This is a genomic window from Chryseobacterium cheonjiense, from assembly GCF_012927265.1.
GTDB classification, from domain to species: domain Bacteria; phylum Bacteroidota; class Bacteroidia; order Flavobacteriales; family Weeksellaceae; genus Chryseobacterium; species Chryseobacterium cheonjiense.
This window is the reverse complement of the sequence record NZ_JABBGF010000001.1, coordinates 1,353,440-1,380,165: the sequence shown is the minus strand read 5'-3', so window position 1 is coordinate 1,380,165 and position 26,726 is coordinate 1,353,440. Positions and strand designations below refer to the sequence as shown.

At 38.4% G+C, this 26,726-nt stretch carries 19 protein-coding genes; 1 reads left to right on the top strand and 18 read right to left on the bottom strand.

The features are described from left to right. Positions 1 to 46: 46 nt before the first annotated feature. The 11 genes from HHL20_RS06270 to HHL20_RS06220 all read right to left on the bottom strand — a co-directional run bounded on the left by HHL20_RS06270 (position 47) and on the right by HHL20_RS06220 (position 18,345). Positions 47 to 1,654 carry a glycoside hydrolase family 43 protein gene (locus HHL20_RS06270; protein WP_185194797.1) on the bottom strand — a complete coding sequence of 536 codons (1,608 nt, stop codon included), beginning with the start codon at positions 1,652 to 1,654 and terminating at the stop codon, positions 47 to 49. 67 nt (positions 1,655 to 1,721) lie between these two features. Further along, positions 1,722 to 3,440 carry a glycoside hydrolase family 43 protein gene (locus tag HHL20_RS06265; protein ID WP_169230304.1) on the bottom strand — a complete coding sequence of 573 codons (1,719 nt, stop codon included), beginning with the start codon at positions 3,438 to 3,440 and terminating at the stop codon, positions 1,722 to 1,724. A 263-nt stretch (positions 3,441 to 3,703) separates the two neighbouring features. Next, a complete protein-coding gene (locus HHL20_RS06260; protein ID WP_169230303.1) occupies positions 3,704 to 6,166 on the bottom strand; it encodes a glycoside hydrolase family 95 protein in 2,463 nt (820 codons plus the stop codon). 38 nt (positions 6,167 to 6,204) lie between these two features. Further along, positions 6,205 to 7,479 carry an MFS transporter gene (locus HHL20_RS06255; RefSeq protein ID WP_169230302.1) on the bottom strand — a complete coding sequence of 425 codons (1,275 nt, stop codon included), beginning with the start codon at positions 7,477 to 7,479 and terminating at the stop codon, positions 6,205 to 6,207. Positions 7,480 to 7,621: 142 nt separating this feature from the next. Continuing rightward, positions 7,622 to 8,437: an SDR family oxidoreductase gene (locus tag HHL20_RS06250; RefSeq protein WP_169230301.1), complete on the bottom strand. Its 816-nt coding sequence runs from the start codon at positions 8,435 to 8,437 to the stop codon at positions 7,622 to 7,624. Between the two features lie 60 nt (positions 8,438 to 8,497). Further along, on the bottom strand, positions 8,498 to 9,676 hold the full coding sequence (uxuA, locus tag HHL20_RS06245) for a mannonate dehydratase (protein WP_169230300.1): 1,179 nt from the start codon (positions 9,674 to 9,676) through the stop codon (positions 8,498 to 8,500). A gap of 88 nt (positions 9,677 to 9,764) precedes the next feature. After that, complete coding sequence (locus tag HHL20_RS06240; protein WP_169230299.1) at positions 9,765 to 11,708, bottom strand: RagB/SusD family nutrient uptake outer membrane protein; 1,944 nt, start codon at positions 11,706 to 11,708, stop codon at positions 9,765 to 9,767. Positions 11,709 to 11,719: 11 nt separating this feature from the next. Continuing rightward, complete coding sequence (locus tag HHL20_RS06235) at positions 11,720 to 14,596, bottom strand: SusC/RagA family TonB-linked outer membrane protein (protein WP_169230298.1); 2,877 nt, start codon at positions 14,594 to 14,596, stop codon at positions 11,720 to 11,722. Positions 14,597 to 14,689: 93 nt separating this feature from the next. Next, a complete protein-coding gene (gene xylA / locus HHL20_RS06230) occupies positions 14,690 to 16,018 on the bottom strand; it encodes a xylose isomerase (protein WP_169230297.1) in 1,329 nt (442 codons plus the stop codon). A 98-nt stretch (positions 16,019 to 16,116) separates the two neighbouring features. Further along, positions 16,117 to 17,601: a xylulokinase gene (locus tag HHL20_RS06225; RefSeq protein WP_169230296.1), complete on the bottom strand. Its 1,485-nt coding sequence runs from the start codon at positions 17,599 to 17,601 to the stop codon at positions 16,117 to 16,119. A gap of 18 nt (positions 17,602 to 17,619) precedes the next feature. Beyond that, positions 17,620 to 18,345: an NUDIX hydrolase gene (locus tag HHL20_RS06220; RefSeq protein ID WP_169230295.1), complete on the bottom strand. Its 726-nt coding sequence runs from the start codon at positions 18,343 to 18,345 to the stop codon at positions 17,620 to 17,622. A 629-nt stretch (positions 18,346 to 18,974) separates the two neighbouring features. Here HHL20_RS06220 and HHL20_RS06215 point away from each other — a divergent pair. Continuing rightward, a complete protein-coding gene (locus tag HHL20_RS06215) occupies positions 18,975 to 19,403 on the top strand; it encodes a hypothetical protein (protein WP_169230294.1) in 429 nt (142 codons plus the stop codon). 158 nt (positions 19,404 to 19,561) lie between these two features. Here HHL20_RS06215 and HHL20_RS06210 read toward each other — a convergent pair whose 3' ends face one another. The 7 genes from HHL20_RS06210 to HHL20_RS06180 are packed head-to-tail and all read right to left on the bottom strand — an operon-like array spanning position 19,562 to position 26,723. Then, complete coding sequence (locus HHL20_RS06210) at positions 19,562 to 20,725, bottom strand: DegT/DnrJ/EryC1/StrS family aminotransferase (RefSeq protein WP_169230293.1); 1,164 nt, start codon at positions 20,723 to 20,725, stop codon at positions 19,562 to 19,564. Between the two features lie 30 nt (positions 20,726 to 20,755). Then, positions 20,756 to 21,352: an acetyltransferase gene (locus HHL20_RS06205; protein ID WP_169230292.1), complete on the bottom strand. Its 597-nt coding sequence runs from the start codon at positions 21,350 to 21,352 to the stop codon at positions 20,756 to 20,758. Between the two features lie 12 nt (positions 21,353 to 21,364). Next, a complete protein-coding gene (locus tag HHL20_RS06200; RefSeq protein ID WP_169230291.1) occupies positions 21,365 to 21,970 on the bottom strand; it encodes a sugar transferase in 606 nt (201 codons plus the stop codon). Then, positions 21,963 to 23,132 (bottom strand): glycosyltransferase family 4 protein, encoded by a 1,170-nt coding sequence (locus tag HHL20_RS06195; protein ID WP_169230290.1) that lies wholly within the window; start codon positions 23,130 to 23,132, stop codon positions 21,963 to 21,965. The genes HHL20_RS06200 and HHL20_RS06195 overlap by 8 nt, the downstream gene beginning before the upstream one ends. A 1-nt stretch (position 23,133) precedes the next feature. Beyond that, positions 23,134 to 24,459 (bottom strand): polysaccharide pyruvyl transferase family protein, encoded by a 1,326-nt coding sequence (locus HHL20_RS06190; RefSeq protein WP_169230289.1) that lies wholly within the window; start codon positions 24,457 to 24,459, stop codon positions 23,134 to 23,136. Continuing rightward, a complete protein-coding gene (locus HHL20_RS06185) occupies positions 24,459 to 25,622 on the bottom strand; it encodes a glycosyltransferase (RefSeq protein ID WP_169230288.1) in 1,164 nt (387 codons plus the stop codon). Before HHL20_RS06185 ends, HHL20_RS06190 begins: the two co-directional genes overlap by 1 nt. 15 nt (positions 25,623 to 25,637) lie before the next feature. Beyond that, complete coding sequence (locus HHL20_RS06180; RefSeq protein WP_169230287.1) at positions 25,638 to 26,723, bottom strand: glycosyltransferase; 1,086 nt, start codon at positions 26,721 to 26,723, stop codon at positions 25,638 to 25,640. Positions 26,724 to 26,726 lie beyond the last annotated feature (3 nt).

Below are 26,726 nucleotides of genomic sequence, written 5' to 3'. Positions count from 1 at the left end.
TTTATACACTTATTAGTTTGGATAAAAATTTTTATTTAAGATTGATTTAATCTTTTCGTTTAAATTCAAAAAAGTCTACATCTACAAATCCTCCTGAAGTTTTTGTTGCATAGTTGAACACGGCAAACTTTGATCCCATAAACAATCTTCTGTAATCGAAAATCATTTTGTAGTCTTTTGCCATTTCCGTCCAGTTTTTCTGGTCTGTGCTGTAATAGAAATCGGCTGTGTCTTTACCTAAGTTAAAATCGGCATCAATGCGAAGAAAAACCGTATCTGAATTCAGCGGAATGCGTTTTGTTTCCTGCGTTTTCACATCGGTAATAGCTTTCGTTTTATTGTCCAAGCTTACCGAAGCAGAAGTAAAAACGATGAATTTTTTACTGCCTTCTTTCACAATAGATAAAATTCCGGAATCTCCGTTGAAAGCACTGAAACCGGCTACATCACCGTCTTTCATCCCTTTAACATCCAGGGAAATAATTCCGCTCGATTTCGGGCCTTCCATTCTCTGGGTTAAGGTATTCGGTGCTGCATAAAGATTGCTTACAATTCTGCTCGTTTTCAGTCTTAAAAATCCTTTTCTTTCGGATAGAGACCATGCTTCATTTACCGGATTATGGTTCCATTGCCACTGTATTTTCATTTTCTTTGCGGAAAAATCGTCGCTTTCGATCAGGTGATTTTTAGGCTTAAAAGGCGGAAGCGGAATTTCTCCATGCAAAGGAACTTTTCCGTTATCTCCCAACACCGGCCAGTCGTTTTGCCACTTTACAGGAATCAAAATGGGCACACGCCCCACTCCGTTTCGATCCTGGAAAATTAAGGAATACCAGTTTCCGTTTTTATCGTCAATCAAAGCACCTTGTCCTGCGTAAGAAAACCCCAGAAAATTATCTTCAAGAATTACTTTTTTTTCGTAAGGTCCTGTTACTTTATCCGCTCTGTAGACAACCTGTCTGCGTTTGCCGTTTCGTGGCCAGGAAATCATCATCATATAATATTTCCCATCTTTTTTAATGATCTGATTGCCTTCCAGAAGTCCGGTTTCTTCGGCATCTTTCTGAAAAATCTCGGTTCCGTTCTGATCACCGATGATATTTTTAAAATCAGGACTGAGCTCAAATACTTTGTTGGAAGTAAAAACATAAATGCGGTCATCATCGTCAAAAAACAAGGATGCATCATGAAAATGCCTGGCTCTGGTGATTAATTTCCACTTATCTTTTTCCGGATTTTCCGTTACGTAAAAATAAGATTTGAACGGCTCGTCATTGGGAGAAAACAGTACGTAATACTTTCCTTTGTGATAACGGATGGAAGAGGCCCATTGTCCGCGTCCATAGACTGTTCCGTTTAATAAATCATATTTCGAATTGTCATTTAATGTATTGAAAACATAGCCAGACATTTCCCAGTGTACGAGATCTTTAGAATGCATCACCGGTGCTCCCGGCATGAGATGCATGGTAGTGCTAATGAGATAAAAATCATCACCGTTTCTGGTGATGGACAAATCCGGAGCATCTGCCCAAATAATTGGATTGGTAAATTTTGTAACCGATTTCTGAAAAGGGTTTATCTGGGCTGAAAGATGACTCAGCCCGATAAATCCCCAAAAAGAAACTATATAAAATGATTTTTTGATATTCATGGTGATATGGTTATTTTACAAACTTTGAAGATTTCAGAAACCTTCAAGGTTTAAAATCATTATTAGATTAATTCGGCACAATATCGTTAGACGATGTACTGTACAGACCGATCAAGCTTCCTGTGAAACCGCCGGCTACATCGGTAGATAAGATGTCTCCGGAAACCGGTCCGCCAAGATTTTTGAAAGTTTTACCGTCCGCTGAATAACTGAAATTGAGATTATCTTTTTCTCCCGTTACCTGTAATGTAATCGCTTTTGAGGATGAAATTTTTTCGCTTGCTATTAATTTCGATTCCCCTTTTTCAGTTCTTTCCAAGACCATGTAAAAATCTTTATCTTTTTTGGTAATCCCGAATACGTAATTGAAGCGCTCACTTTGGTAGCAGGTGATTCCGGCGAGCTCTTTTTCTGATTTAGGTTTAAAATCTAAGGTAACAGATGTTTCAAAATCCTCATGCTGCAGTCTGTGGAATATTGCTGAAACAGGAGCCAATGCTTTAATATTGGTATCAAAAGGATTTACTTTTACTCCGTTTTTTGTTATGGTAATAAAATTTTCGCGAGGTCCTCTCATGGCAATCCAACGGAAATCAAGGTTTTTATCGGTCAGCTTATCAGAATATGTGAAATTTCCATTCGGGAAAAAGCCATTTTTCCCGGTTTGATTTTGCGCACCCTGAGGCAGTTTCAACGTTGGTTTCATGGGAACCAGGCCGTTCTGGAAAACAGGATACGTCCCGCTCCAGTCAACCGGAAGGATGAATGTTTCGCGGCCTTTGTTCACACGGTTGTTTACATTTGGACGAATTGCCAGAAATACCCCGTACCATTGTCCGTTCGGACCTTCCACCAAGTCGGCATGACCTGCCCAGTCCACCTGTTCTTTTCGGTCTCTCGGGAAATAGCGCTGCGTAAGAATCGGGTTATTTTTTGCGGGAATAAAAGGCCCTTTCGGAGAATCGGCCATAAAGATAACTTCGCTGTGATTGCCACCGGTTCCTCCTTCTGCACACATCAGGTAGTATTTTCCTTTATATTTGTAAAGATGCGGACCTTCAATCCAGATTGGCTTTTGGGTAAGGTCAACACCACCGTTTACAATTATTTTATCTGTACCTGGTACCACCTGGTCTTTTTCCAGATCATAATCCCAAATTTTGATCACGCGGTGACCTTGATATTGCTCTGTTCCTTTTGGCGGAGCATCATTATGAACGATATAGGCTTTTCCGTCTTCATCAAAGAAAATCGCAGGATCGATTCCGTCGAAATTAAGCTTCTGAACTTCGCTCCAACCTTTTGCAGGATCTTTTGTTTTTACAACCATATTTCCTACTCCACCAGCAATCTGCGTGGTGATCATATAGAACGTATCGTTGTATTTGTTGTATTTGATATCCGGCGCGTAAATTCCCTGCGAAACTCCGCCTTTTTCTACTTTAAGCTGAGAAGGTCTGTCCAGAACGTGCCCTACCTGTTTCCAGTTTACCAAATCTTTGGACGTAAAAATCGGAACTCCCGGGAACATTGAAAAGGAAGAATTGACCAGATAATAATCTTCACCTTTTTTAGTGATGCTCGGATCCGGATAACAGCCCTGAAGAATTGGTGAATAAAATTCATCCGACTGCAAAGGATGATCATTGTATATTTTATCGTTTCCACGGTAATTAAAATTGGTGAAGGTCTGTGCGGACATAGTACTGATGGAAAGCAGGGCCGCTGCTGCCAGAATATTAGTCCTGTTCTTTAAAAAATTTGGATTCATGGGTCTCTTTTTCATATATAAATTTCTTAATTTCTGTTTTAATTGTTGAACCTTTCGGGTTCTTTATTATTTTGTCATTATTCCACAGGTTTCACCTGTGGTTATTGTTGTTGAACCCTTTGGGTTGTTTTTCATTGTTCAATAGGATTTCATCCTATTCTGATTTTAAATTTCTTTTCACATTCACAGGTTTTACCTGCGGCTATTGTTGTTGAACCCTTCGGGTTTGTTTTCATTGTTCAATAGGATTTCATCCTATTCTTATTTAGGTCGTCCTTTCAGGACTTTATTTTTAAGATGTATGTTTTTCCCGGCTCTGTTTGGAAATCATATATCAACGATGTTTTAATTTCAAAAGGATTTAGTTTTGCATCTGCCGAAATTAAAGGTTCTTTGATTTGAGGAATTTCAAAAAACGGGTTCGGATTCTTACCTTCTGCTTTTTTAAGTTTTGAGCTTCCTGCAAGCTGCATTTCATTCGGGACTCTTATTCTGCAGTTACCGCCAAGTCCTGATTTTATAAGTACTTCTCTTGCTTTATTATTTTCCCATATAATATCTATTTCAAAACCTCCGTATGTTTTTAAACCGGAAATTTTTCCGTTTTTCCACTCATCGGGAAGTGCAGGCAGCACGTCGATAAAGCCATTCTGTGTCTGCAACAACATTTCCGTAATTCCTGAAGTGCAGCCGAAATTTCCGTCGATCTGAAACGGCGGATGCGCATCAAAAAGATTCGGATAGGTTCCTCCTTTTTTGCTCCAACCATCTTGTTCTACTAAGGTAAGCTGGTCTTTGATCAGTTTATTTGCATGGTTCCCATCCAAAAGTTTTGCCCAAAGATTTACTTTCCAGCCCATTGACCAGCCTGTGGAAACATCGCCACGATGAATTAAAACCGTTCTCGAAGCATCCGCCAGTTCGGGAGCAGTAAACGGATTAATTTGGTTGGAGGGAAACAATCCGTATAAATGGGAAACGTGCCTGTGATTATCTTTAGGATTGTCCACATCATCTATCCATTCCTGTAGCTGTCCGTACTTTCCTATCTCCATTGGTGGCAATTTTGAAATAACAGAATTCCACACTTGAATTTTTTCCTGATCTACATTGAGAATTTCTGCTGCTTTTTTTGTTTTGCGGAATAAATCTAACATCAGCTGATTGTCCATCGTATTTCCTGCTGCCAAAGCACTTCCCTGATGCCTTTGAGGAATGTTCTCTGGAGACATGGACGGACTTACCACGAGCCACCGGTGCGTTGGCTCTTCAATTAAAAAATCTTCATAAAACTCTGTGGCTGATTTAAGAATGGGATAAACAGATTTTAAATAATTCTTATCACCATTGTAAACGTATTTTTCCCAAAGATGCTGCGAAAGCCACGCTCCGCCCATCGGCCACATTCCGGCATTGGCAAAATCCACAACCCCTGTTATTCTCCAGATATCGGTATTGTGATGGGCTACCCAGCCGCGGCTGTTGTACATTACTTTCGCCGTTTCTTTTCCTGTGGTGCTTAAATCTTTGACCATCTGAATCAGAGGTTCGTGCATTTCAGAGAGATTGGTTTTCTCGGCAGGCCAGTAATTCATCTCCGTGTTGATATTGATGGTGTATTTGCTGTCCCACGCCGGTTTATTCGAATTGTTCCAGATTCCCTGAAGATTGGCAGGCTGGCCGCCGGGCTGTGATGAAGAAATCAAAAGGTAACGCCCGAACTGATAGTATAATGAGATAAGTTCCGGATCGTAACCTGTTGCAAAATTTTTAATACGAATATCGGTGGGATTTTTTGCAGCTTCAGAAGTTCCTAAGTCAAAATCAACTCTTTTGAAATATTCCTGATATTCTTTCAGATGATTTTTAAATAAGGTTTTAAAATTCTTGTGCTCCGCCTCAGCAATGTATTTTCTGCTTTTTAAAACTTCATCGGCATCTAAAGTTTTATAATCTGTAAAGTTTGTAGCGATTGATATCAAAATGGTAACTTCATCTGCATTGTTTACCGAGATAGATTTTCCTGAAATAGAAGTATTTCCACCTTTTGTAATGAATTTTGCCACGGCATTAAATTTCACTTGCCCCTGTGCACCGTCTAAAGTTGAGGATACACCGTTCATCTGCAATATAACACCATCAGCCTGACTATCTTTTTTGAGCTCACTGTCGAAGTTTACCGTAAAATTCAAAGCATTTTTTTTGTCGGCGCTGAGTTTGATAACAATGAAATTATCCGGAATTGAAGCGAATACTTCTCTTTTAAAATTAATTCCATTGGAATTAAATGTTGTTGTCGTCAACGCTTTTTCAATATCCAGTTCTCTGTAATAGCTTTTAACATCACCAAGATTCTTAAAATCAAGAGTAAGATCTCCGATATTCTGAAATGCCGAGCCGTGGAGGGTTTTTGCAGTTAAACCTTTATCAGCAAGAATCTGAGCTTTTTTATAATTTCCTGTAAATAAATAATATCTGATGGAATCCAGCACTTTGGGACCGTCGGGATTATCGTTCCGGGAAGGGCCACCCGACCAGAATGTTGCTTCGTTCAGCTGAAGTTTTTCTTTGTAGGGATCTCCGAAAACCATTGCAGCAATCTTTCCATTACCAATGGGCAAGGCTTCTATCCACTGTTTGGCAGGCTGGGTATACCACAGCTTATATTTTCCTCCTTTTTGTGCAGAGGAAAATATACTTATCAAAAGACAGATGGCGATGATGCAAAGTTTAGATTTCATTTTTACTCTTTAAAACTTTCAAACTGTATATTTTGATATCAAGCTGTTTTCTTTCTATTGATGAGCCAGATAATTGCCCATGCTGCAACATAAGATATTCCGGCAATAAAGAAGATAATATTGTATCCTCCGTTGATGTTTCCGGCTTTCTTGAAGGCGTCTAAAATAATCCCGATGAATAGAGGAAAAATAATTCCTGCTGCCGAACCGAGCATCCCGCCAAAACCAATAACGGAACTTACATAGTTATTGGGCAACTTATCTCCCACCGTAGTCATCAAATTAGCTCCCCATCCCTGATGTGCCGCTGTAGCAAAGGCTATGACTACAGTAATCAGCCACATATTATCTACATATTTTGAAAACATAACCGGAACAACCATTAATGCAAACAATAGCATGGTAAGACTTCTTGCCCTTCCTATTGCCCATCCTTTTTTTATCAGAAATGAGGACAGATAACCGCCGCCTATGCTTCCAACCGTGGTTCCGCTGTAAATGATAATCAACGGAAGAGAAGGTTTTGTCATATCCATTTTAAATACATCTGAAAAATAAGCGGGAAGCCAGAACATAAAGAAATACCAGATAGGATCGGTAAGGATCTTGCCAATGGCAAATGACCACGTCACTTTGTATTTCAGCAATTCTGAAAGCGGAACTTTGGAATGCTCTTCCGTTTGCCCGTTTTGATCACTTTTAATATATTGAAATTCTATTTTGCTGAGTCTTTTTGTTTTTTCCGGGATGGTATAAAATTTCCACCAGAGAATAATCCATATTAGTCCCAACGCCCCGATCCAGACAAAAGTTTCGCGCCATCCGTAATGTCCTAAAATATAAGGCACTAAAAGTGGTGCTAATATGGCTCCAACCGTAGCTCCGGAATTGAAAATACCTGTCGCCAAGGCTCTTTCTTTCTTCGGAAACCACTCTGCAACGGATTTTATCGCTGCCGGAAAATTTCCTGCTTCGCTGATTCCAAGCGTACTTCTTGCTATAATAAAGCCCAACGTACTTTTCACAAAACCATGGCCGATAGAAGCCAGGCTCCACACAATAAGTGAAACGGCATATCCTACTTTGGTTCCGACCCTGTCAATAAATCTTCCCATTGCCAGATAACCAATGGCATAGGTAGCAGTGAAAGCCATTACGATGTAGCTGTAATCTTTTTCGTCCCAGACAAATTCTTTTTCAAGAATAGGCTTCAGCAAGCCCATTACCTGACGGTCCAGGTAATTAATGGTAGTTGCGAGAAATACCAAAGACAGCATAAACCATCTTACGTTGCCGTTTTTAGGAGCCTGCATTAGTTTTTATTAAATTGTTATTATGTTCTGGATTTTCAATGAATCGGACTTTCGTCCATTATTCAAAATAATTCTTTAAAAACAAGATCTTAATTGCCATCAAGATCCTGTTATCTAAATATGAAGAGAAATTTTACTTCAATTAAACGCCGCTAAAGGCGCTGAAACCACCGTCAACAGGCAATAATGCACCTGTAATAAAGCTCGCGGCATTGGAACAGAGAAACTGTACTGCTCCGTTCAGCTCTTGCACTTCACCAAATCTTTGCATTGGTGTTTTGGCTATTACTTTTTTGCTTCTGTCTGTTAAAGAGCCATCAGGATTTAGAAGAATTGCGCGGTTTTGATCACCAATGAAAAAACCGGGAGCTACTGCATTGACACGAATTTTATCTCCGAATTTCAATGCTACATCCGAAGCCAGCCATTGGGTAAAGTTGGTAATTGCGGATTTGGCTGCGGAATATCCCGCCACTCTTGTAATCGCAGAATAAGCTGCCATTGATGAGATGTTTACGATACTGCCGCTTCCCTGCTCTGCCATTGCCTTTCCGAAAACATAGCTTGGATAAACGGTTCCGTTGATATTAAGATCGGTAACCTCATCCCATCCCTGTATGTTCATATCAAAGAATGACTGTTCAGGAGATAATGTGGCGGAAGGAATATTTCCCCCTGCGATATTCAGCAGAATATCAATTCTGCCATATTTTTCTTTAATTTTTTCTGAAGCGGCTTCAAGGCTTTCGATGTTCAATACATTTGCTTCTACGGCTAATGCTTCACCTCCTGATAATGTAAGTTCTTTTACGAGGTCATCCAGTTTTTCCTGGTTTCTGCCCAATGCAACTATTTTTGCACCTGCATCTATGAAACTTTTAGCAAGGCTTCCTCCCAAAACACCAGAAGCACCTGTAACAACGGCAACCTTATCTTTTATGCTGAATAAATCTTTCATGATGATTGATATATTTCCACAGGTTTCACCTGCGGCTATTATTATTGGATCCTTCGGATCCTATTTTGTCTTCGACATTTCATTTTGAACGGCTGCCATTACACCCTCAATTTGCCCGAGAGCCAGCATTCTTCCCAGGAAAGAATACCCAGGATTATATCCTTTCTCTATATCTTCGGTCAATAGTCTTCCGTGATCGATTCGCATCGGCAATTCTGGATTTTCCTTTTCAAATACACTGATCACGTCAATTAATTTACCTCTTCCGCCTAAATGATGCGCTTCAATAAAATCACCGTTCTCGAAAACGTTGGTGCTTCTTAAATGAACAAATTTTGTACGATGGGCAAATTTCCGGGCCAGCTCCGGAACATCATTTTGAGGATTGGCACTTAAAGAGCCTGCACAAAAAGTCAGCCCGTTGTGTGAATTGTCTACAGTATTAAGCAACCAATCGATATCTTCTTCATTGGTTACGATTCTTGGCAAACCGAGCAGTGCAAATGGCGGATCATCGGGATGTACACACATCTGGATATCCCATTTTTCACAAACCGGCATTATTTTTTCGAGGAAATATTTAAGATTCAGACGAAGCTGGTTTTTATCAATTCCGTCGTATAAAGACAGCAAATTATTGAATTTTTCGACAGGATTTAAGTCTCCTTCCTTTATATTCCCATTAACAAATCCCTGAGTCTTTACAATTACCGAATCAATGAGAGTATTATCATCTTCTGGCGTAAGCGAGTTTTTAAGTTTTTCTACCTTTTGAAGAATTTCGGGTGTATAATCATTTTCTGCTCCCTGTCTTTTCAGAATATGGATTTCAAAATAAGCAAATTTAGCTTTATCAAAATATAATGACGAAGAACCATCTTCCCATTCGTGAAAGAGATCTGTCCTTGCCCAGTCGAGCACAGGCATAAAATTGTAACAGACTGTTGTTACTCCTGCTTTACCCAGATTCTCGAGACTTTTAATATAATTTTCTATTAAAAAATCTCGGTCTTCACCTCCGTATTTTATTGCTTCGCTTACGGGAAGACTTTCTACAACAGACCAGCGAAGACCGTGACTTTCTATATAGTTTTTGTAATCATTAACAGCCTCCAGACTCCAGATTTCCCCCTTAGGAATATCGTGCAGTGCAGAAACAATTCCTTCTACTCCTATTTGACGGAGTGTATTAAGCTTTATTTTATCGTTCTTCCCAAACCAACGCCATGTTTTTTCCATAGTAATATCTGTTTTTTTATTAAAACAAAGCAGGTGTTTTTTGGTAAACACCTACTTTGCTGTTAATATGAATGTAAGAATAAATCAATTAATACCCAGGATTCTGGTATTTTGCTTTCTCTTCGGCAGTCGCTCCGCTCATTGCATCAATCTGTCCCTGAGGGATTGGTCTTAGATAATGGAATGGCTGGATATTACGTGTTACCGTTTGAGGGGTGTGGTTGCCATAAGCAGTTCCACCGATTTTATACGTAGCCGCATATTCTCCCCATTTCTGTGTGCGAACCAAATCATACCATCTGTAGAATTCTCCGTAGTATTCTCTGGATCTTTCTCCAAGGATGTAATCTATGGTAATTGTTGAAGGAGTTGCCGCAATCATTGCTGCACTGTTATCAGCAATATAGGTAGTATTTTGGGCATTACTAAACTTCCATTTTCCTGCTCTGGCACGGATAACGTTAATAAGATCTCTTGCGCTCATGGCTCCCGAAGCTCCTTTTACGGCTGCTTCCGCTGCAATGAAATAAAATTCAGAGAATTTCGCTACGTTGAAAGGACGGGTTAAACCTGCATTCGGATATCCTAAACCATTCGGATCATCCGTACGGTACGTTCCTATTTTCCACAGTCCGGGATAAACAATTCTGCTAATTCCGTTCGGTGCAATCACCCAGTCTGCTCTTCCCGGTAATGTTCCTGCTCCGACACCGTTTTGTCCTGCATCTGAAGGGTAAGTCGGTGTTTGAGAGTCATCATTAAGGAAACTCAGAATAGCGCCTCCTGGCTGTACCGGTAAACTATTGGCATTGTACAGAACAGGATTAGTAACGCCTGCTTTATCCCAGTTACCTCTGTAAGTAGTTACAAAAGTTCCGTCAAATCTTGAGTCAGTTGTTTTATTAGCAAACGTATTCTGAATAACACCTATTGTAGGACACATACGCACCCACGGACGTCCCAGCGACTGTGTTGCTGCACGTTGCACAGAACTTACGGCAGCCCAGCTTGTTGCAGAACTACTGCTTTTCAGGTTGGTATAGTTCCATGTCTGCATCCATGCAGCAAAATTATCAGGAGCCCATCCTGAACCGAAACCAACTGGATCTGATTCATTATAAAATACACTTGACTGGGTATGATCTGCATATAGCATACATTCGCTATTTCTATCATTTGACCCCACATTTACATCATAAAATGTAGGCTGTAAAGAGTATGGACCAGGAGTACTGATGCCCGTCATAGCAGTATCATAAGCTTGCTGAAAATACCATTGTGCATTATGGCCATCCGGATCAGTTCTCGGAGTTTCCGGATAAGTCGGGATGCCATTTGGATTCTGCAGCCACCATCCATACGTAAGATAGGCTTTAGCCAAAAACAATCTTGCTACATTTTTAGTAACTCCACCGGTTACCCTAGGAGAAGCAGGTAAATTGTCTATAGCTCTTTTCAAATCAGGAAATATGGCTCTTGTATAAACTTCCGGAACCGTATTTCTTTTAGAAGTTGTTACTGCATTAACATTAAGTGCAAGTTCTCCGGCTCCTAAATCCAAAGGTACTCCTCCATACGTCTGAACGAGCATGAAGTAATCAAAAGCTCTGAAGAATCTTGCTTCTGAAATTAATGATTCTGCTACTCCAAATTTGGGGCCTCTCTCAACAATTCCATTGGCTGTATTAATATAAGGGAAAACCGATCCCCAAATCATACTAGGCGGAAAAGAGGCTGGTGTAACGTTACCATTTCCCGAAAAGTCAAGTTCCTTGAAGTTTCCATCCGCACTTTGTGCCCAGGTAGATTCGTCGGTACCATTCTGGCAGTTGCTCATAAAGTAGCCATTACCATATAATAAACGTAAACTTCTATATAAAGATGTAACACCGGCTGTTACCCCATCCGGAGTGTTGAAATAATCAACTGTATAATTCGATCTTGGCTGCTCGTCCAGAATTTCATTACAGCTGGATAAGCAAAGCGATAAGAAGAATGCTCCTATAACTATTTTTTTATTAAACTTGATCATGATTTTGTAATTTAAAAAGATAAATTGATTCCCATTAGATAATTACGCGTTGACGGATTATTCGCACCTATAATCAGCTGACGGCCGTTATAAGGAAGGCTGCCATTTACCGCCTGGTTCTGGTTACCATAAGAATTCGGTTCCGGATCCATACCAGATTCTTTATGATAAGGCGAGAATAGAACAAGAGGATTTGTCACAGTGACATAAATTCTAAAACTACTCAACTTCAGATCATCCAAAAATTCTTTGCTTACATTATAGCCCAAAGTTATTGTTCTCAGTTTAAGATATGACCCATCGAAATAAGCAAGTGTAGATCCATATTTTGGATTGTCCCCACTCATCATACCTCCCGGCTTAGGATATCTTACATTCGGATTATCTGCTGTCCAATAATCCACATCTACGTTATTACCTCTTCCTGTTAATCTATTAAGATAACCTGAAGAACCATAAATAGAGCTAATTAAAACCCCACCATGTTGGAATGCACCTACGGTGCTCAGTTCAAAGTTTTTATATGAAAATCTCATATTAAAGCCACCCTGCCAATCCGGAGCCGTATCAATAATCTGTCTGTCTGATGCATTGATTGCTCTTACAGGAGTACCATCCGGATTATAACCTCCGGTGTAAAGCACTTTAATCATACCTACGTTACCACCAGGTTCCAATATATTGAGATAGGGATCGCCCTGCTGCCATAAACCAATATTCTGATAATCGTATATCGCGTTAATATTGTGTCCTACAAACCAGTTGTTGATTTCGTCACGTGTAGTTCCTGAAGATAAAGCTAAGATCTGATTTCTGTTGGCATACCAGTTTATCCCTGCATCCCAGCTAAAACCATCAGGATTATTGAAGATACTTCCGTTAAGTGAAACTTCCCAGCCTTTATTTTCTATTTGTCCTATGTTATTAGTTACTCTATCAATACCACCTGAAATCGGAAGTCTTGTATCAGCTAAAACTTTTTCAGTTTTGGTTCTGTAATATTCTACCGTTCCTGTAATTCTATTATTAAATAGGCCAAAATCAACTCCAAAGTTATTGGTTTTAGAATATTCCCATCCTAAACCAGTATTTGGCGCAGTTAAAATATAAACACCTGTTGTATTTGAAGATCCAAAATTATAAGGAGTTACCTGCAAAGACCCCAATGTTGTATAAGGAGCAACCGCCTGGTTGGAGGTTTGTCCCCATCCGTATCTTAATTTAAACTGGTTAAGAAATTTAATATTCTGCATGAAAGATTCATTGGCAAGATTCCAGCCTAAAGATATTGCGGGATAGGTATGCCACTTGTTACCCGGTGCCAAAACAGATGCACCATCTGCACGGAGCGTAGCCGTAATCATATACTTATTGTCATACGTATACATGGCACGACCCATGTAAGACAAAAGTCCTCTTTTCTGATAAACCTGATCTTCAGGTTTTACAGAGATATCAGCCTGTGGCGACTGCCCCAAATTATAATATTGGAAAAAGTCTGCAGGTACATTCTTGGCACTCATATAAGAGCTGATATACCTATTCCCTTCTGCCGAATATAGAGCAACTGCATTAATTTTATGCTTACCGAAAGTTCTGTCATAAGTCAATAAATTCTCTAAAGTCCAGTGATAAGTCTGGTTATTTCCTTTTCCAGCGCTGGAAGGTGCTGCTGCATTTACATTAAATACACCTACGCCTGTATAGTTTCCGCTATTGGAAGTAAGATAATCCAGTCCTACATTTAATCTATATTTTAACCCGGTAACAGGAAGGTTTACTTCTCCGTATAAATTATTATAGGAAGAAAATCCTTTACTTTCGTCAACATATTTATCACCCAGATTTTCAAGTGTTTTTCTTACATAGATCCAAGATTGATCAATATTTGAGGCAGTACTCATTGTTCTCTTAAAACTTCCATCCGGATTATAAGGATTGGCTAAAGGGGAATAACCTAACGTTGGCGCTCCTGACACCCCATTTCCTTCTGATACCGTATAATTGGTATTTGTTGTAAATCCGAATTTAAAACTTTTACCAACCTGCTGATCCAAACCGATTCTTAATGAAAATCTTTCATAATTCTGAATTGGAATGAGCGCATCCTGCTTAAAATAAGATAAGCCTACGTTATAATTACCTCCATCTGTTCCACCGGAAACACCCACATCATGGCTCGTAATCATAGCCGGTTTATAATACAATTTTTGCCAGTCTGTATTGGTATCCAACGTTTCATCTGTTCCTAATCCATAGATATTTCCGGCATCAACTCTAAGTTTCGCCAATTGAGGACCATCCATCATGGGATATCTTGAGAATAGTGTCTGAACTCCTGTAAATGAATTATAGCTGAATCTTGGTTTTTGACCTTTAGATCCTCTATTGGTAGTTACCAGGATAACCCCATTCGCCCCTCTGGAACCATAAATGGCTGTGGCAGAAGCGTCTTTCAGGATATCTATACTTTTAATGTCATTAGAACTAATATCACCCAATGATCCCACAAATGGAATACCGTCCAAAACGATCAAAGGATCATTAGTTCCTGTTAAAGATCTTGCTCCCCGGATTCTGATCTGCATAGTGGCTCCAGGTTTTGATGAAGTCTGGGAAATATCTACTCCGGCAGTTCTTCCCTGTAAAGCCTGTGTAATGTTTGCTGAAGGTACCTCACGGAGGACATCTCCCTTTACGGTAGCTACAGATCCTGTAACTGCTTCCTTCCTCTGTGTACCGTATCCAATAACAACAACTTCATCGATCTTCTTCTCTTTTGTTACCGTATCTTTTTTAACCTGGGCATACGCCAAGCCGGAAGGTAATAAGGCCATGGCAAAAAACAGGGCCGCCTTATTGGTTTTAGCTAAATAAAATCGGTTCATAATTATTATTTTTAAATATTAGGGTTGAATAAAAGGCTGTTAATAATTATAGTATGAGAAATCCTTAGTGTTAGCAGCCTTTTTATTTTTTAATTAGATATACATGTTTACAATAGCTTCAAACAATTCCTGTTTTCCGCTTTTTGGCTGAGGTTCCCCGATTTCATGTGCTATTCTCTGAAGGTCTTCCAGTTTAAGGTTTCCTTCTTCAAAAGCCTTTCCGTTTCCGTTGTCAAAAGAAGCGTAGCGGTCTGTTCTTAATTTTTTATAGTCTGAATTTTCAAGAATATCTGCTGCTGCCAGAAGGCCTTTTGCAAATACATCCATTCCTGAAATGTGAGAGATGAATAAGTCTTCCGGATCAATAGAGTTTCTCCTGATCTTTGCATCAAAGTTTACTCCTCCTGTTCCTAATCCTCCTGCAGGAAGAAGTACAAGCCATGCCTGCACCATTTCCAGATAATCTACCGGAAACTGGTCTGTATCCCAGCCATTCTGGTAATCTCCTCTGTTGGCATCTATACTTCCTAAAAGTCCTGCATCTACAGCCACCTGAAGTTCGTGCTCAAAGGTGTGTCCTGCGAGGGTTGCGTGGTTTACTTCAATATTTAATTTAAAATCTTTATCAAGTCCGTAATGTCTCAGGAATCCGATTACGGTTTCAGAATCATAATCGTACTGATGTTTTGTAGGTTCCATAGGTTTTGGCTCGATAAGGAAAGTTCCCTTAAAGCCCTGTTGGCGTGCATAGTCTCTGGACATTGAAAGAAAACGTGCCAAATGATCTTTTTCACGCTTCATGTCTGTATTTAAAAGACTCATATAACCTTCTCTTCCTCCCCAGAACACATAATTTTCTCCACCTAAAGCAATCGTTGCATCGATAGAATTTTTCACCTGTGTTCCTGCACATGCTACCACATCGAAATTCGGGTTGGTAGAAGCTCCGTTCATGTATCTTTCGTGGGTGAAAACGTTGGCTGTTCCCCATAAAAGCTTAATTCCCGTTTCTGCCTGCTTTTGCTTGGCATATTCAACCACAGCCTGAAGGTTTTTCTCATAATCTTTCCAGTTATCTGCCGGATCTACCAGATCAATATCATGGAAACAGTAATAGCTGAAACCCATTTTAGACATGAATTCAAAGCCGGCATCCATCTTATGCATTGCTCTCGTAACGGCGTCATTCCCAATATCCCATGGATGGTGAATGGTAGCTCCTCCGAACGGATCGCTTCCGTTTGCACATAAGGTATGCCACCACGCCATTGCAAAACGGGTCCAGTCTTTCATCGGTTTTCCCATCACTACTTTTTCTGCATCATAGTAGCGGAATGCCATTGGATTTCTGCTTTCTTTCCCTTCAAATTTAATCTTGTCGATCCCCGTAAAAAACTCTTTCGTACCAGTTAAAGTGTTCATATTTTTTTATTTATTTTAATTTTTTTTGCGTAGAGATTCCCTGCTCACCGGCTTTAAAAGGTCAGTAAGAGCAATGGAAAATCTTCCGTTGATTTGTTTTAGATTATTTCTTTAAGATGATGCTTCCATCGTGTATAGGCTTCTTGATATTGTTCCTGTTTCTCGTGTTCAGGCTCTATCACTGCTATTTTTTCGAGTGATGAAAATGCTTCTTTGGAATCTGCATAAAATCCTATTCCCATTCCTGCCGCTCTTGCAGCTCCTACAGCTCCGTCGGTATCATAAAGTTCAATCACCGCATTGCTGACACTGGAAAGTGACTGACGAAATATTGAACTTAAAAACATATTGGCATTTCCTGCACGGATCACCTGAATATCCATCCCTATATTTCTCATGATATTCATTCCGTATTCGTAGGAAAATACAATTCCTTCCTGCGCCGCACGCAGGATGTCTCCTTTTGTATGGATGTTAAAATTAATTCCGTGAATGGAACAGTTGGTTTCTTTATTTTCCAATACTCTTTCGGCACCATTTCCGAAAGGCACAATACTAAGACCTTTGGAACCTATCGGTGAAAGTGAGGCCAGCTCATTCATATCTCCGTATGAGGATAATGAAGTTGCAAAATTATGCTTCAGCCATGAATTGAGGATCCCGGTTCCGTTGATGCATAGCAATACACCTAATCTTATCTGCTCCGGCGTGTAATTAACGTGGGCAAAGGTATTAACTCTTGATAATTTATCATATTCCAATTGATCGAGTACTCCATACACAACTCCTGAAGTTCCGGCAGTGGAAGCGATTTCTCCCGGATTAAACACGTTCAGTGAAAGTGCGTTGTTCGGCTGATCTCCGGCTCTGTAGGAAATCGGTGTTCCTTCTTTGAGGCCAAGTTCCTGCGCGGCAGATGCGGAAACCGTAGCCTGGATTCCAAAAGTAGGGACAATTTCCGGGAAGAAACTCTTCGGAATTCCGTAATGGCCGATGACGTCTTCTGAAATACAGTTGTTCTTAAAGTCCCAAAAAATCCCTTCCGAAAGTCCTTCAATAGTCATTCCTATTTGTCCGGAAAGTCTCATGGCGATATAATCTCCGGGAAGCATTATTTTATCAATTTTTTCAAAAATTTCCGGTTCGTTTTCTTTTACCCAAGCCAATTTGGATGCGGTAAAATTACCCGGTGAGTTCAGCAGATGCGAAAGGCATTTTTCTTCGCCAATTTCTTTAAATGCTTTTTCGCCATAGGGTACTGCGCGGCTGTCGCACCAGATAATCGACGGTCTCAATATATTCTGATCTTTGTCTACGAGAATAAGACCGTGCATCTGCCAGGTGATCCCTATTCCTTTGATATCTTCAGCATGGACTCCGGATTCATGCATCACTGCTTCATGTGCAAGTTTCAAATTTGTCCACCAGTCAACAGGGTTCTGTTCTGCCCATCCGGGATTCACAGCAGTGATTTTCATCTCCTTTTTCGGGGAAAATTCTGAAGCAATCACTTTTCCGCTGGATGCCTCTATGAGACAAACTTTTACAGAAGAACTGCCGATATCGTAGCCTAGTAAATACATAATTTATTGAGAAGCTTTTTATTTAATGAGTTTAGTATTGTTTTTCTTATAGATCTTCGCATCGAATTTATAATATCTTGCGGCACGGTGTGAAACGTTTTTTTCAATTTCGTCCAACGGAACGATATAGTTGAATGATGAGATCTTTTTATGAAAGTTTTTAATGTCTATATATTTTTCACTTAATGCGCTGTAAAGCTGATATAGCTGTCTGATCGTAAATCTCTTCGGCAGCAGCTCGAAAATGATAGAAAAGTCAGATTCTATCCATTTTCTAATTTCGACGAGCGATTCGCTGATGATCTTATTGTGATCAAAGGGCAGCTCGGGCACTTCATCGATCGGGAACCAGTCTACATTGTCATATTTTGTACTGTTAATCTTATGATCGATCTTACAGAGGGAAAGATAGGCGACGGTAATAATCCGGTCGATATGATGCTTGTATTCTTTTCCCATCCATTTGATGTCATGCTCATTGTTGGCCCTTCCCGGATCTGCAAAGCATTTGAACTGCTTTAGAACCATCTTCCTTATTCCCGTAAGTTCGTGGAGCACTCTTTCTGCAGCATCGTCTACATCTTCATCGCTAAAAATCAGGCTTCCGGGTAATTTTCTTCTCCTTTCCTGAGGGATCTCATCTACATGCCGCTGAACCAATAAAATGTTCAGGCGGTTTTCGTGATCAAATCCGAATACTACACAATCTACAGATACGTACGTATGAATAAAGTCAGGGCTCATTTAATCGTTAACATTTATGTAACATCACAAATATAAAAATTCAATTGAATAAAAAAAATAAATTTAATGCTATTGCCTACATATCAGCAATTTACATATCGATTTTTTATGATAACAATTGTATATATTTCATGATAAGGTTATCATTAAAAGTATACTTATTATAATCTTAAAACATGAGTTTACAATACCTTGTAAAAAAATAACCTCAAAATATAAGTGAAATTTTTTGCTTAAAATACTATGATAAGAAACGCTAAAAAAAAGATTATTTTTTTTATTAAAAAGTGTAAAAAAAACACTTTTCAACTTAAAAATTCCTTAAAATTTTAATTTTTTCTTTACCATTTTTATATGCAAGACTAATAATTTATGCCAATAAAGAAATATTGGGGAAATTTTTAAGATTAATTTTATAATAACCAAAATTTAAATAAAACAGCAATTGTTATTGATATTTATAGGCGTGAGAAATCCGGAACTATCTCTGGCAGATGGAATTATTAATAGATTCAAAATCCTTATACATCAAGCGTCAGATGTACCGTATATTAATTTTTGTTTGTGATTTACAGAGATGGCACAACTTCTGATATAGCAAAGACATCAATCACTTAAATCTTAATAATATGTCGATAAAAATACAAGTTGCCACGTGTACTGACTGCAATGGTTACTACTCTTCCGCTCCTCTAGAAAAAAAAGATATTTTCAACCCTGAAATTACAGATCATTATTTTTATCATGGCGAACCTTGGTTTACTCTTGATCTGAATGATTTTGAAAAATTCAGAAAGTATGACCGTACTGAAATTAAGATTATGGAGCTTGATGAGCACCAAAAGCAGGATCATATACACTGCCACTGCCTGAAAAAGAAAACGGCTTCCAAAAAGAAATACAGCTACGGGGCATCGAAAAAACAGAAAAACATACCCATTATTGAAAAAAATGATGCCGATACAGACATTTACTTTAAAGATCTTTACTATACCTACAATAACTTCCATGGAATAAGCGCCAATACGTATGGAAGCTCCAGCAGAAAGTTCAGGTAAGCATTCGAGATGTTACGTTATAAATAAAGCAGAGATAAGTTACTATCTCTGCTTTTTATATGGTATGGTCAGTATTTCTGTTTTAAATCATTTATCTAAATGATAAACAGTGTTTAAGTGTGTATAATTTTGAATAATCTGATAACTATTCCGGTATTTTAAAGTAATGTAACGTCTGACAGCTTTTTATTTGAAAAAACGCTTACCATCACTTTTTCTATTCTGCTTCTGTCGGCATCCGTAAGATTGGATCCGGAAGGGAGGCATAAACTGTTTTCGAAAAGTTTCTCGGCAAAGTCTCCTCCGTAATATGGAGCATCCTTAAATACAGGCTGCATATGCATCGGTTTCCAAATCGGGCGGGACTCAATTTTATCTTCAAGGAATGCCATTCGCAGGTCTTCTCGGTTTTTAGATGCGGCATTTTCATCTATTGTAATCACCGACAGCCAATGGTTGCTGAAGAAATCACTGTTAGGTTCGCGGAATAGTTCTACTCCATCCATATCTTTAGTAATTTCAGCATAGAACTCATGCATTTTTCTACGGCCTTCCACCCTGCTGTTCAGAACTTCCATCTGACCTCTTCCGATTCCGGCAGAGATGTTACTCATCCTGTAGTTATATCCAATTTCGGAATGCTGGTAATGAGGTGCATTATCTCTTGCCTGGGTAGAAAGGAATACCGCTCTGTCTTTATCTTCTTTAAAATGGCACACTAACGCCCCTCCACCTGAAGTGGTGATGATTTTGTTTCCGTTAAAAGATAAAATCCCAAAACGTCCGAAAGTGCCGCAAGATCTTCCTTTGTAAGTAGACCCCAATGATTCGGCAGCATCTTCAATCACAGGAATATCAAATTCTGAAGCGATGGCTAAAATTTCATCCATTTTTGCGGGCATTCCGTAAAGATTAACCGCAACAATGGCTTTCGGCTTTTTATTTTTAGAAATCCGATCTACAACCGCTTCTCTTAACGCTACGGGGCACATATTCCATGTATCTTTCTCAGAGTCTATAAAAACCGGTGTTGCTCCCTGATAAACGATAGGGTTGGCAGAAGCTGAAAAGGTAAGAGACTGGCAGATTACTTCATCACCGTAGCCCACGTTGCACTCAATCAATGCAAGGTGAAGCGCTGCCGTTCCTGATGAGAGTGCGGCTACTTTTACATCCTGATTGAGAAATCTTTCAAGATCCGCTTCAAAGCCGTTTACATTAGGTCCTAGAGGCGCTATCCAATTGGTGTCAAACGCATCGTTGATATATTTTATTTCGGTTCCACCCATATGAGGGGAAGAGAGCCATATTTCAATGTTCATAATTACTTTTTTAGATTTACTATTATTATTTTATAACTCGGTGATTTTTATAATTCTACCCGGATTCCCCACTACTGTCGAGCCATCCGGAATATCACTGATAATAACCGTACCTGCTCCGATGGTGCACCATTTTCCTATTTTTATACCCTGAATAATGTTTGCCCCTATTCCCACGTGCGTCCCTTCACCTACGTAAACACTTCCACCTAATGCTGCATTGGGAGAAATATGTACAAAATCTTCCAGCACGCAGTCGTGATCTATTGAAGAATTTGTATTGATAATACAGTGTTTTCCTACTGTAACCGCAGCATTGATGGTAACTCCCGCCATAACTACGGTTCCTTCATCTATTTGCACCCTTTTAGATACTGATGATTTTGGATGAAGTAAAGTTACGTAATTAAACAACGCACTTTGTTCAACTATATTTTTCCTGATCCTGTTGTTTCCTATCGCAATTACGATATCTATATTTTCTTGTGGTGGTTCATGAAATACAGAATAGCCAAGCATTTTCTTCTTTGAAACGTTTTCATCTATGTAAGCGTCAATATGATATCCGCTTTCTTCTGCAATTTCAGCAACTACCTTGCCATGACCGCTTGCTCCATATAAATACATTTTTACACTTTTTTAATTATTTCCGTTAAAGGCTTCTGTTGTTGCCTGTCCTTCTTTGTTGACTCCTTCTTTTTTAAAAACTTTTTTAAAAGTGAGAAGGATTATCTTACAATCCAGTGCGAATGAAAGATGATCGATGTACCATACATCCAGTTCAAATTTCTTTGCCCAGGAAATGGCATTTCTTCCGTTTACCTGTGCCCATCCTGTAATGCCGGGACGAACTTCATGCCTGCGTTTCTGAGATTCATTATATAAAGGCAGATACTGAGGCAATAAAGGCCGCGGCCCAATGATCGCCATGTCTCCTTTCAATACATTGATAAGCTGTGGAATTTCGTCAAGAGAGGTTTGACGTATAAAACTTCCCATTGGTGTAAGTCTTTCGGCATCCGGCAGGTAATTTCCATGGCTGTCTTTTTTATCAGTCATGGTTTTAAATTTAATGATATTAAACATTTTCTCATTAAACCCCGGCCTCCTCTGAAAAAAGAACGGTTTGCCGTCATTCTGAAAATACAATACCACAAGGACAATAAGAAATACAGGTGATAATAAAATCAAACCTGAAAAAGCGATCAGAAAATCGATCATTCTTTTAAATAAGTTTTTATACATCTATATTATTTTCTTTAAGCAGCGTTTTGTATTCTTTTAATAGCTCGTTCCAGATGACCGACTGCTCGTAGCGAGACTGGATCATCGGTCTGGAATTCGTTTTCAGCTGATGGTACAAATCTGTATCGGAAAGTATTTTTTCCATGGCAGTCTTTAGCTTTTCACTGTTTTTAACAGGGATAATTATTCCGTTTTGATCTTCAATAATGATTTCGTTACAACCGTTAATATCAGAAACAATACTTGGAAGTTCCATTGCTCCTGCCTGCATAACCACATTGGGAAAGCCTTCTCGATAGCTTGGGAAAACCAGAGCATCCGAAACCGCAAAATAAGGACGTACGTCTTTTTGAAATCCTACATCTAAAATATCCGGATTGTTTTTTATTTCTTGAAGTGTTTCCGGAGTTAAAGGATCGAGTTCTTCTTCCAAAGGCCCAATCAGCAATAACTTTACGGGTTTTAAAAGTGCCGGATTTTTGCTGATCTGTGAAAAAGCTTTAACCATCTCATTGATTCCTTTATCTCCAACCAAACGTCCTACGAATACAAAAACAAAATCTGATTCAGTAATATTAAGCTCTTTTTTTAAAGCATCTTTTTGCGTTTTGGAAATTTTATCGGGTGAGAAATAATCCAAGTCAATCCCATTAACATTTCCGTTGGCTATAACTTTTAAAGGTTTTGACGTGATTTTATAATTCATCAGATCTTTTTTAACCCCTTGTCCTTCCGGATAAATATTTGTCGCTGCAGTGCACAACAGGCGATCCATATTAATAAGAATTTTTTGCACAAAACCTTTTCTGGTGGGAAAAATAAGACCTGTAAATGTATGGATACGAATAGGCACTCCCGCCATTTTGCCGGCAAGCATCGTCAAAAGACCTGCCTTAGGAGTAATAGAATGTACAATTGTCGGTTTTTCCGATTTTAAAATATGATATAATCTGAAAAGAGAAATGAGATCTTTTACAGGACTGATTCCTCTTTCCATATTGATGCTGATTGTTTTTATCCCTTCACGCTGTCTTACCTCGTCAAGCAACTCACCTTCGGAAGATATTCCTACGATTTCGAAAAAACCGTTCAGAAACTTCAGCTGTCCTTTAAGCAGGACATTTAATGACAAAGGTATTGTTGATGTACGGATTACTTTCATTTTATTTATATAATGATTTAATATCCTGTATTAATCTGTTTCTGCTCTCAGCAACCAACCCCATGGATCTATTTAGCTGATTTTTAATAGTATCGTATTCCGATATGGCTTTATCAAACATATCGATAAGCAAATCTGATTGTACATCCTGGATTTGTACTACATAATTATTCAGGCTGAAATCTCCCATAATTCCTTTAGCCTTATTACCGCCATAGCCTATTGCTATGGATGGCACAAGAGAGGTGAGTGAAAAAATGATTGAATGAAAGCGTGTACCGACAAAGAAGTAAAAATTAGAATAAACTGCTTTTAATATATCGCATGATAAATTTTCGTTTATCCAGATCATATTAGGATCTTTTACCTTCGCCAATAAGTCGTTGATAGCATTACGGTCATCTTCATGGGAATTTGGCCCCAGTGATTGATTACATAAAGCTACCTTATATCCTTTTGCCAATAAATGCTTTGTAAGATCTGCCACTGAGTTTATATATTTCTGGTATAGTGCTTCAGGATTTGATAATCCAGGGAAACGCCATGGACGGATTGTTACGCCTACAATTTTATCGTCTTTCGACAGGTTGTATTTATCAAGGATTTTTATCGCTTCTTCCTGGCTGCCTTTTTCAAGGAAAAAACCGAGGTCCATTTCAACGGGTATTTTTTTACCCATAAGCTGTCCCAGGCTTTGCGCAGAAACGTTTTCTCTGGCATACACAAGATCCAGCTTTCCGAATACGGAACGCACCTGTTTTTCAACAGTAAGTCCTATAAAAGGGCCATAAGAGTTGGGCAGGAAAACAACTTTTTTTCCTAACGCTTTTGCAAGTCTTACGTAGAATAGAAAATACCACATAAGATAGGGTGCTGTTTTTTCGCCGTATGCATGGATAAATCCTCCACCTTTTACAAAAATTGTTTTTGCCTGATGAAACTGTTTTACGGTACGGTAAGTTTTGTCGTCGAAATTTTTTCTTACTTTTTCAAGATCGTTACAGATTTTTATGAGATACCTGGTATCTTTAAAATCCATAGCAGCATTTTTTATCTGCTTTAAAAGTTCGACCTTAGATTCTTTAATATGCTCTCCTGATTTATGCTGTCCTCTTCTGGGGTGCTTCAAAATATTTTCGAGTAACTTGAATCCATGTTCTTCAGATTGTTTGCATAGCAATTCTCTTTCTTCTTCATTATCACCGGCATCCAGTATATATACTTCATCATATAAACCGGTATCTTTGGCCAGCCTCCAGCTTTCCCAGACCAAAGCCTGGTCGCCTTTATTTAAATCTGTTACTCCGGGTACTATTATCGCGTTCATTAATTTTGTATGTCGTTTTTTATTTTTTGTAAGAATTGATATCTTCTATTGTTAATTGTCTGGAAAGAATATTCTTTTGCGCGTATAAAGTTTTCACGACTCATTTTCTTCAGAATATTTATATCATTCAAAGCTAGATTAATTAAATTACTTAAACGTTTACTTTCTTTTACATTATAGGTAAATTCTTCAGATATAAGCTCTGGTATTCCACCTGCCTTCGATGCTATAATTGGACATGCTCTTGCCATAGCTTCAATAACACTTCTTGGCAAACCTTCCGTCAATGAAGGTTGTACGTATAAGTCAAGGTTATCCAAAAAATCATAAATTTCTTCACGATTATTTATCCTGCCCTTGAGAATGACTTTATTTTCTAAATTAAATTTTTCAATAAGCTGTTTTATCCACTTGGAATCACCTCCTCCTACTATCTCTAGTTGAAAATTGATCTTTACATCTCTTAAAGCTCTGAATAAAACTTCATAGCCTTTGTATGGTAATGAAATGTTTCCAATCATACCAATTTTTTTGACTTCTGAATTCATTTGTAAATAGTCTATGTGCTTGCTTAACACATAATCATCAAACACATCAATTACCACATTGGAAGCATTAATCTGATTATTGGAATTGGGGTATCTATTCTGTAAATATTTTTCGGTTACATAAACTGCTGCATCAGCATTACGAATTGCCTTTCTATTTTTAGCAGCTGTTATTGAAGCCAATAATTTCCCTTGCAAATTGCCAAAGAACCACATACTATCGTAGGCACATCCTACCACTTCCACAAAATATTTTTTATCGTATTTCTTACAAATTTCAGCGGCAATTACACCAATATTGGAGGGAAGTCGTAGAACAATATATTCGGATTGCTGAATATAGGGAGTAAGCTTTTCTATGATTTTTTTCCTGTATTTGAAATAATCTTTTCCACCTTTTATTTCGAAGAATAAATCGAATACAACATTTTCTGCATCCGCTTTTTTGTGGCCATGAGATTCGTTATCCAGTTTTACTCCACGGCCTATAACAGTAAGTTTTCCAAAATTATCTGTAAATCTACTCCACACATCTGAAGTAAGTGTTCCTGAAGTAAAAACTTTTTGAGCTTTATCAACATAGAACGGGTGATCGTTTATAAATACTATAGACATTTGATTGGAAATAGATTAGAAATGATTATAAAATTGTTGAAATAATTTTTTTGAGTCGTATTTTTTAATAGTCCATTCCTGTAAATTCTGCTTATTTTTAGAATGGTAAATTTCAATGATTTTACTTTTTGCTCCTTCAACATCCAACGGATTTATTAAAAATGAATGTGCTTCTTCAGGAACAGTTTCTTTAATTGGTTCTATATCAGAGGCAACAATGGGAATATCCATAACCATAGCTTCTATTAAAGCATTGGGCTGGCCTTCGGTAATTGATGGAAAATAATAGCAATCCATTGTATTTAAAAACCGGGGAATATCGCTTCTGTTTTCGAAAAGCAGTATTTTGTCTGAAAGCGCTTTTTCTTTTATTACGGATTCCAATTTGTTCTTTACCTCATTACCACATAAAATAAAATAAAAATCTTTATATTCTTTTATGAGCTCTGCAGCTACTTTTACAATTGTGGAATGGTTCTTTGCCGAATTGAATCTGCCTGTATGCCCTACTACAAAAGCATCATCAGGAATTTTGAATTCTTTTCTAAGGTTCTCTTTTTCTACATTAAATTTTGATGCATCGATACCGTTATAAATTACTTCAAAGCGTGGATCGCGTTCCCAAACACTTGGATAAAAAAATCTAAACGCGGCTTTTGAATTTGATAAAATATCAGTGGCATATTTTGAAACAAATATTTTGGCCAGGTTATTATACATTTTTTTTACAAAAATTGCTTTAAAATGGTCCGAAGAGCCTCTGTAAAAGACGATTCTTTTTTTTATTCCCACAAGTTTCGAAACAAAAAGTATAAACCCTGCAAAATTACCTGTAAAATCACATACCGCATCAAATTTATTTTTTTTAAAAAATTTTTTGAGTGCAGTATAATCTAAGGGATTATAAAAACTTATTTTATTCTTGATAATTTTGACATTTGGTATTGATTTGTACCTATTTTCCAGCTGTCCTCCCAAACCACCTTTACAATAAATTGTAATTTGGCAAAATTGTTGATGCTTTTCTTCCAAGAATCTTAGCAAGTAATTTTCAATTCCACCGCTCTGCAAACTTGTCACAAAAAAAATAACATTACCCATTCA

Excerpts from the sequence above, each read along its gene's own strand:
- HHL20_RS06270 (WP_185194797.1), bottom strand. The coding sequence starts at position 1,654 with ATGAATATCAAAAAATCATTTTATATAGTTTCTTTTTGGGGATTTATC.
- HHL20_RS06265 (WP_169230304.1), bottom strand. The coding sequence starts at position 3,440 with ATGAAAAAGAGACCCATGAATCCAAATTTTTTAAAGAACAGGACTAAT.
- HHL20_RS06260 (WP_169230303.1), bottom strand. The coding sequence starts at position 6,166 with ATGAAATCTAAACTTTGCATCATCGCCATCTGTCTTTTGATAAGTATA.
- HHL20_RS06255 (WP_169230302.1), bottom strand. The coding sequence starts at position 7,479 with ATGCAGGCTCCTAAAAACGGCAACGTAAGATGGTTTATGCTGTCTTTG.
- HHL20_RS06250 (WP_169230301.1), bottom strand. The coding sequence starts at position 8,437 with ATGAAAGATTTATTCAGCATAAAAGATAAGGTTGCCGTTGTTACAGGT.
- uxuA (WP_169230300.1), bottom strand. The coding sequence starts at position 9,676 with ATGGAAAAAACATGGCGTTGGTTTGGGAAGAACGATAAAATAAAGCTT.
- HHL20_RS06240 (WP_169230299.1), bottom strand. The coding sequence starts at position 11,708 with ATGATCAAGTTTAATAAAAAAATAGTTATAGGAGCATTCTTCTTATCG.
- HHL20_RS06235 (WP_169230298.1), bottom strand. The coding sequence starts at position 14,596 with ATGAACCGATTTTATTTAGCTAAAACCAATAAGGCGGCCCTGTTTTTT.
- xylA (WP_169230297.1), bottom strand. The coding sequence starts at position 16,018 with ATGAACACTTTAACTGGTACGAAAGAGTTTTTTACGGGGATCGACAAG.
- HHL20_RS06225 (WP_169230296.1), bottom strand. The coding sequence starts at position 17,601 with ATGTATTTACTAGGCTACGATATCGGCAGTTCTTCTGTAAAAGTTTGT.
- HHL20_RS06220 (WP_169230295.1), bottom strand. The coding sequence starts at position 18,345 with ATGAGCCCTGACTTTATTCATACGTACGTATCTGTAGATTGTGTAGTA.
- HHL20_RS06215 (WP_169230294.1), top strand. The coding sequence starts at position 18,975 with ATGTCGATAAAAATACAAGTTGCCACGTGTACTGACTGCAATGGTTAC.
- HHL20_RS06210 (WP_169230293.1), bottom strand. The coding sequence starts at position 20,725 with ATGAACATTGAAATATGGCTCTCTTCCCCTCATATGGGTGGAACCGAA.
- HHL20_RS06205 (WP_169230292.1), bottom strand. The coding sequence starts at position 21,352 with ATGTATTTATATGGAGCAAGCGGTCATGGCAAGGTAGTTGCTGAAATT.
- HHL20_RS06200 (WP_169230291.1), bottom strand. The coding sequence starts at position 21,970 with ATGTATAAAAACTTATTTAAAAGAATGATCGATTTTCTGATCGCTTTT.
- HHL20_RS06195 (WP_169230290.1), bottom strand. The coding sequence starts at position 23,132 with ATGAAAGTAATCCGTACATCAACAATACCTTTGTCATTAAATGTCCTG.
- HHL20_RS06190 (WP_169230289.1), bottom strand. The coding sequence starts at position 24,459 with ATGAACGCGATAATAGTACCCGGAGTAACAGATTTAAATAAAGGCGAC.
- HHL20_RS06185 (WP_169230288.1), bottom strand. The coding sequence starts at position 25,622 with ATGTCTATAGTATTTATAAACGATCACCCGTTCTATGTTGATAAAGCT.
- HHL20_RS06180 (WP_169230287.1), bottom strand. The coding sequence starts at position 26,723 with ATGGGTAATGTTATTTTTTTTGTGACAAGTTTGCAGAGCGGTGGAATT.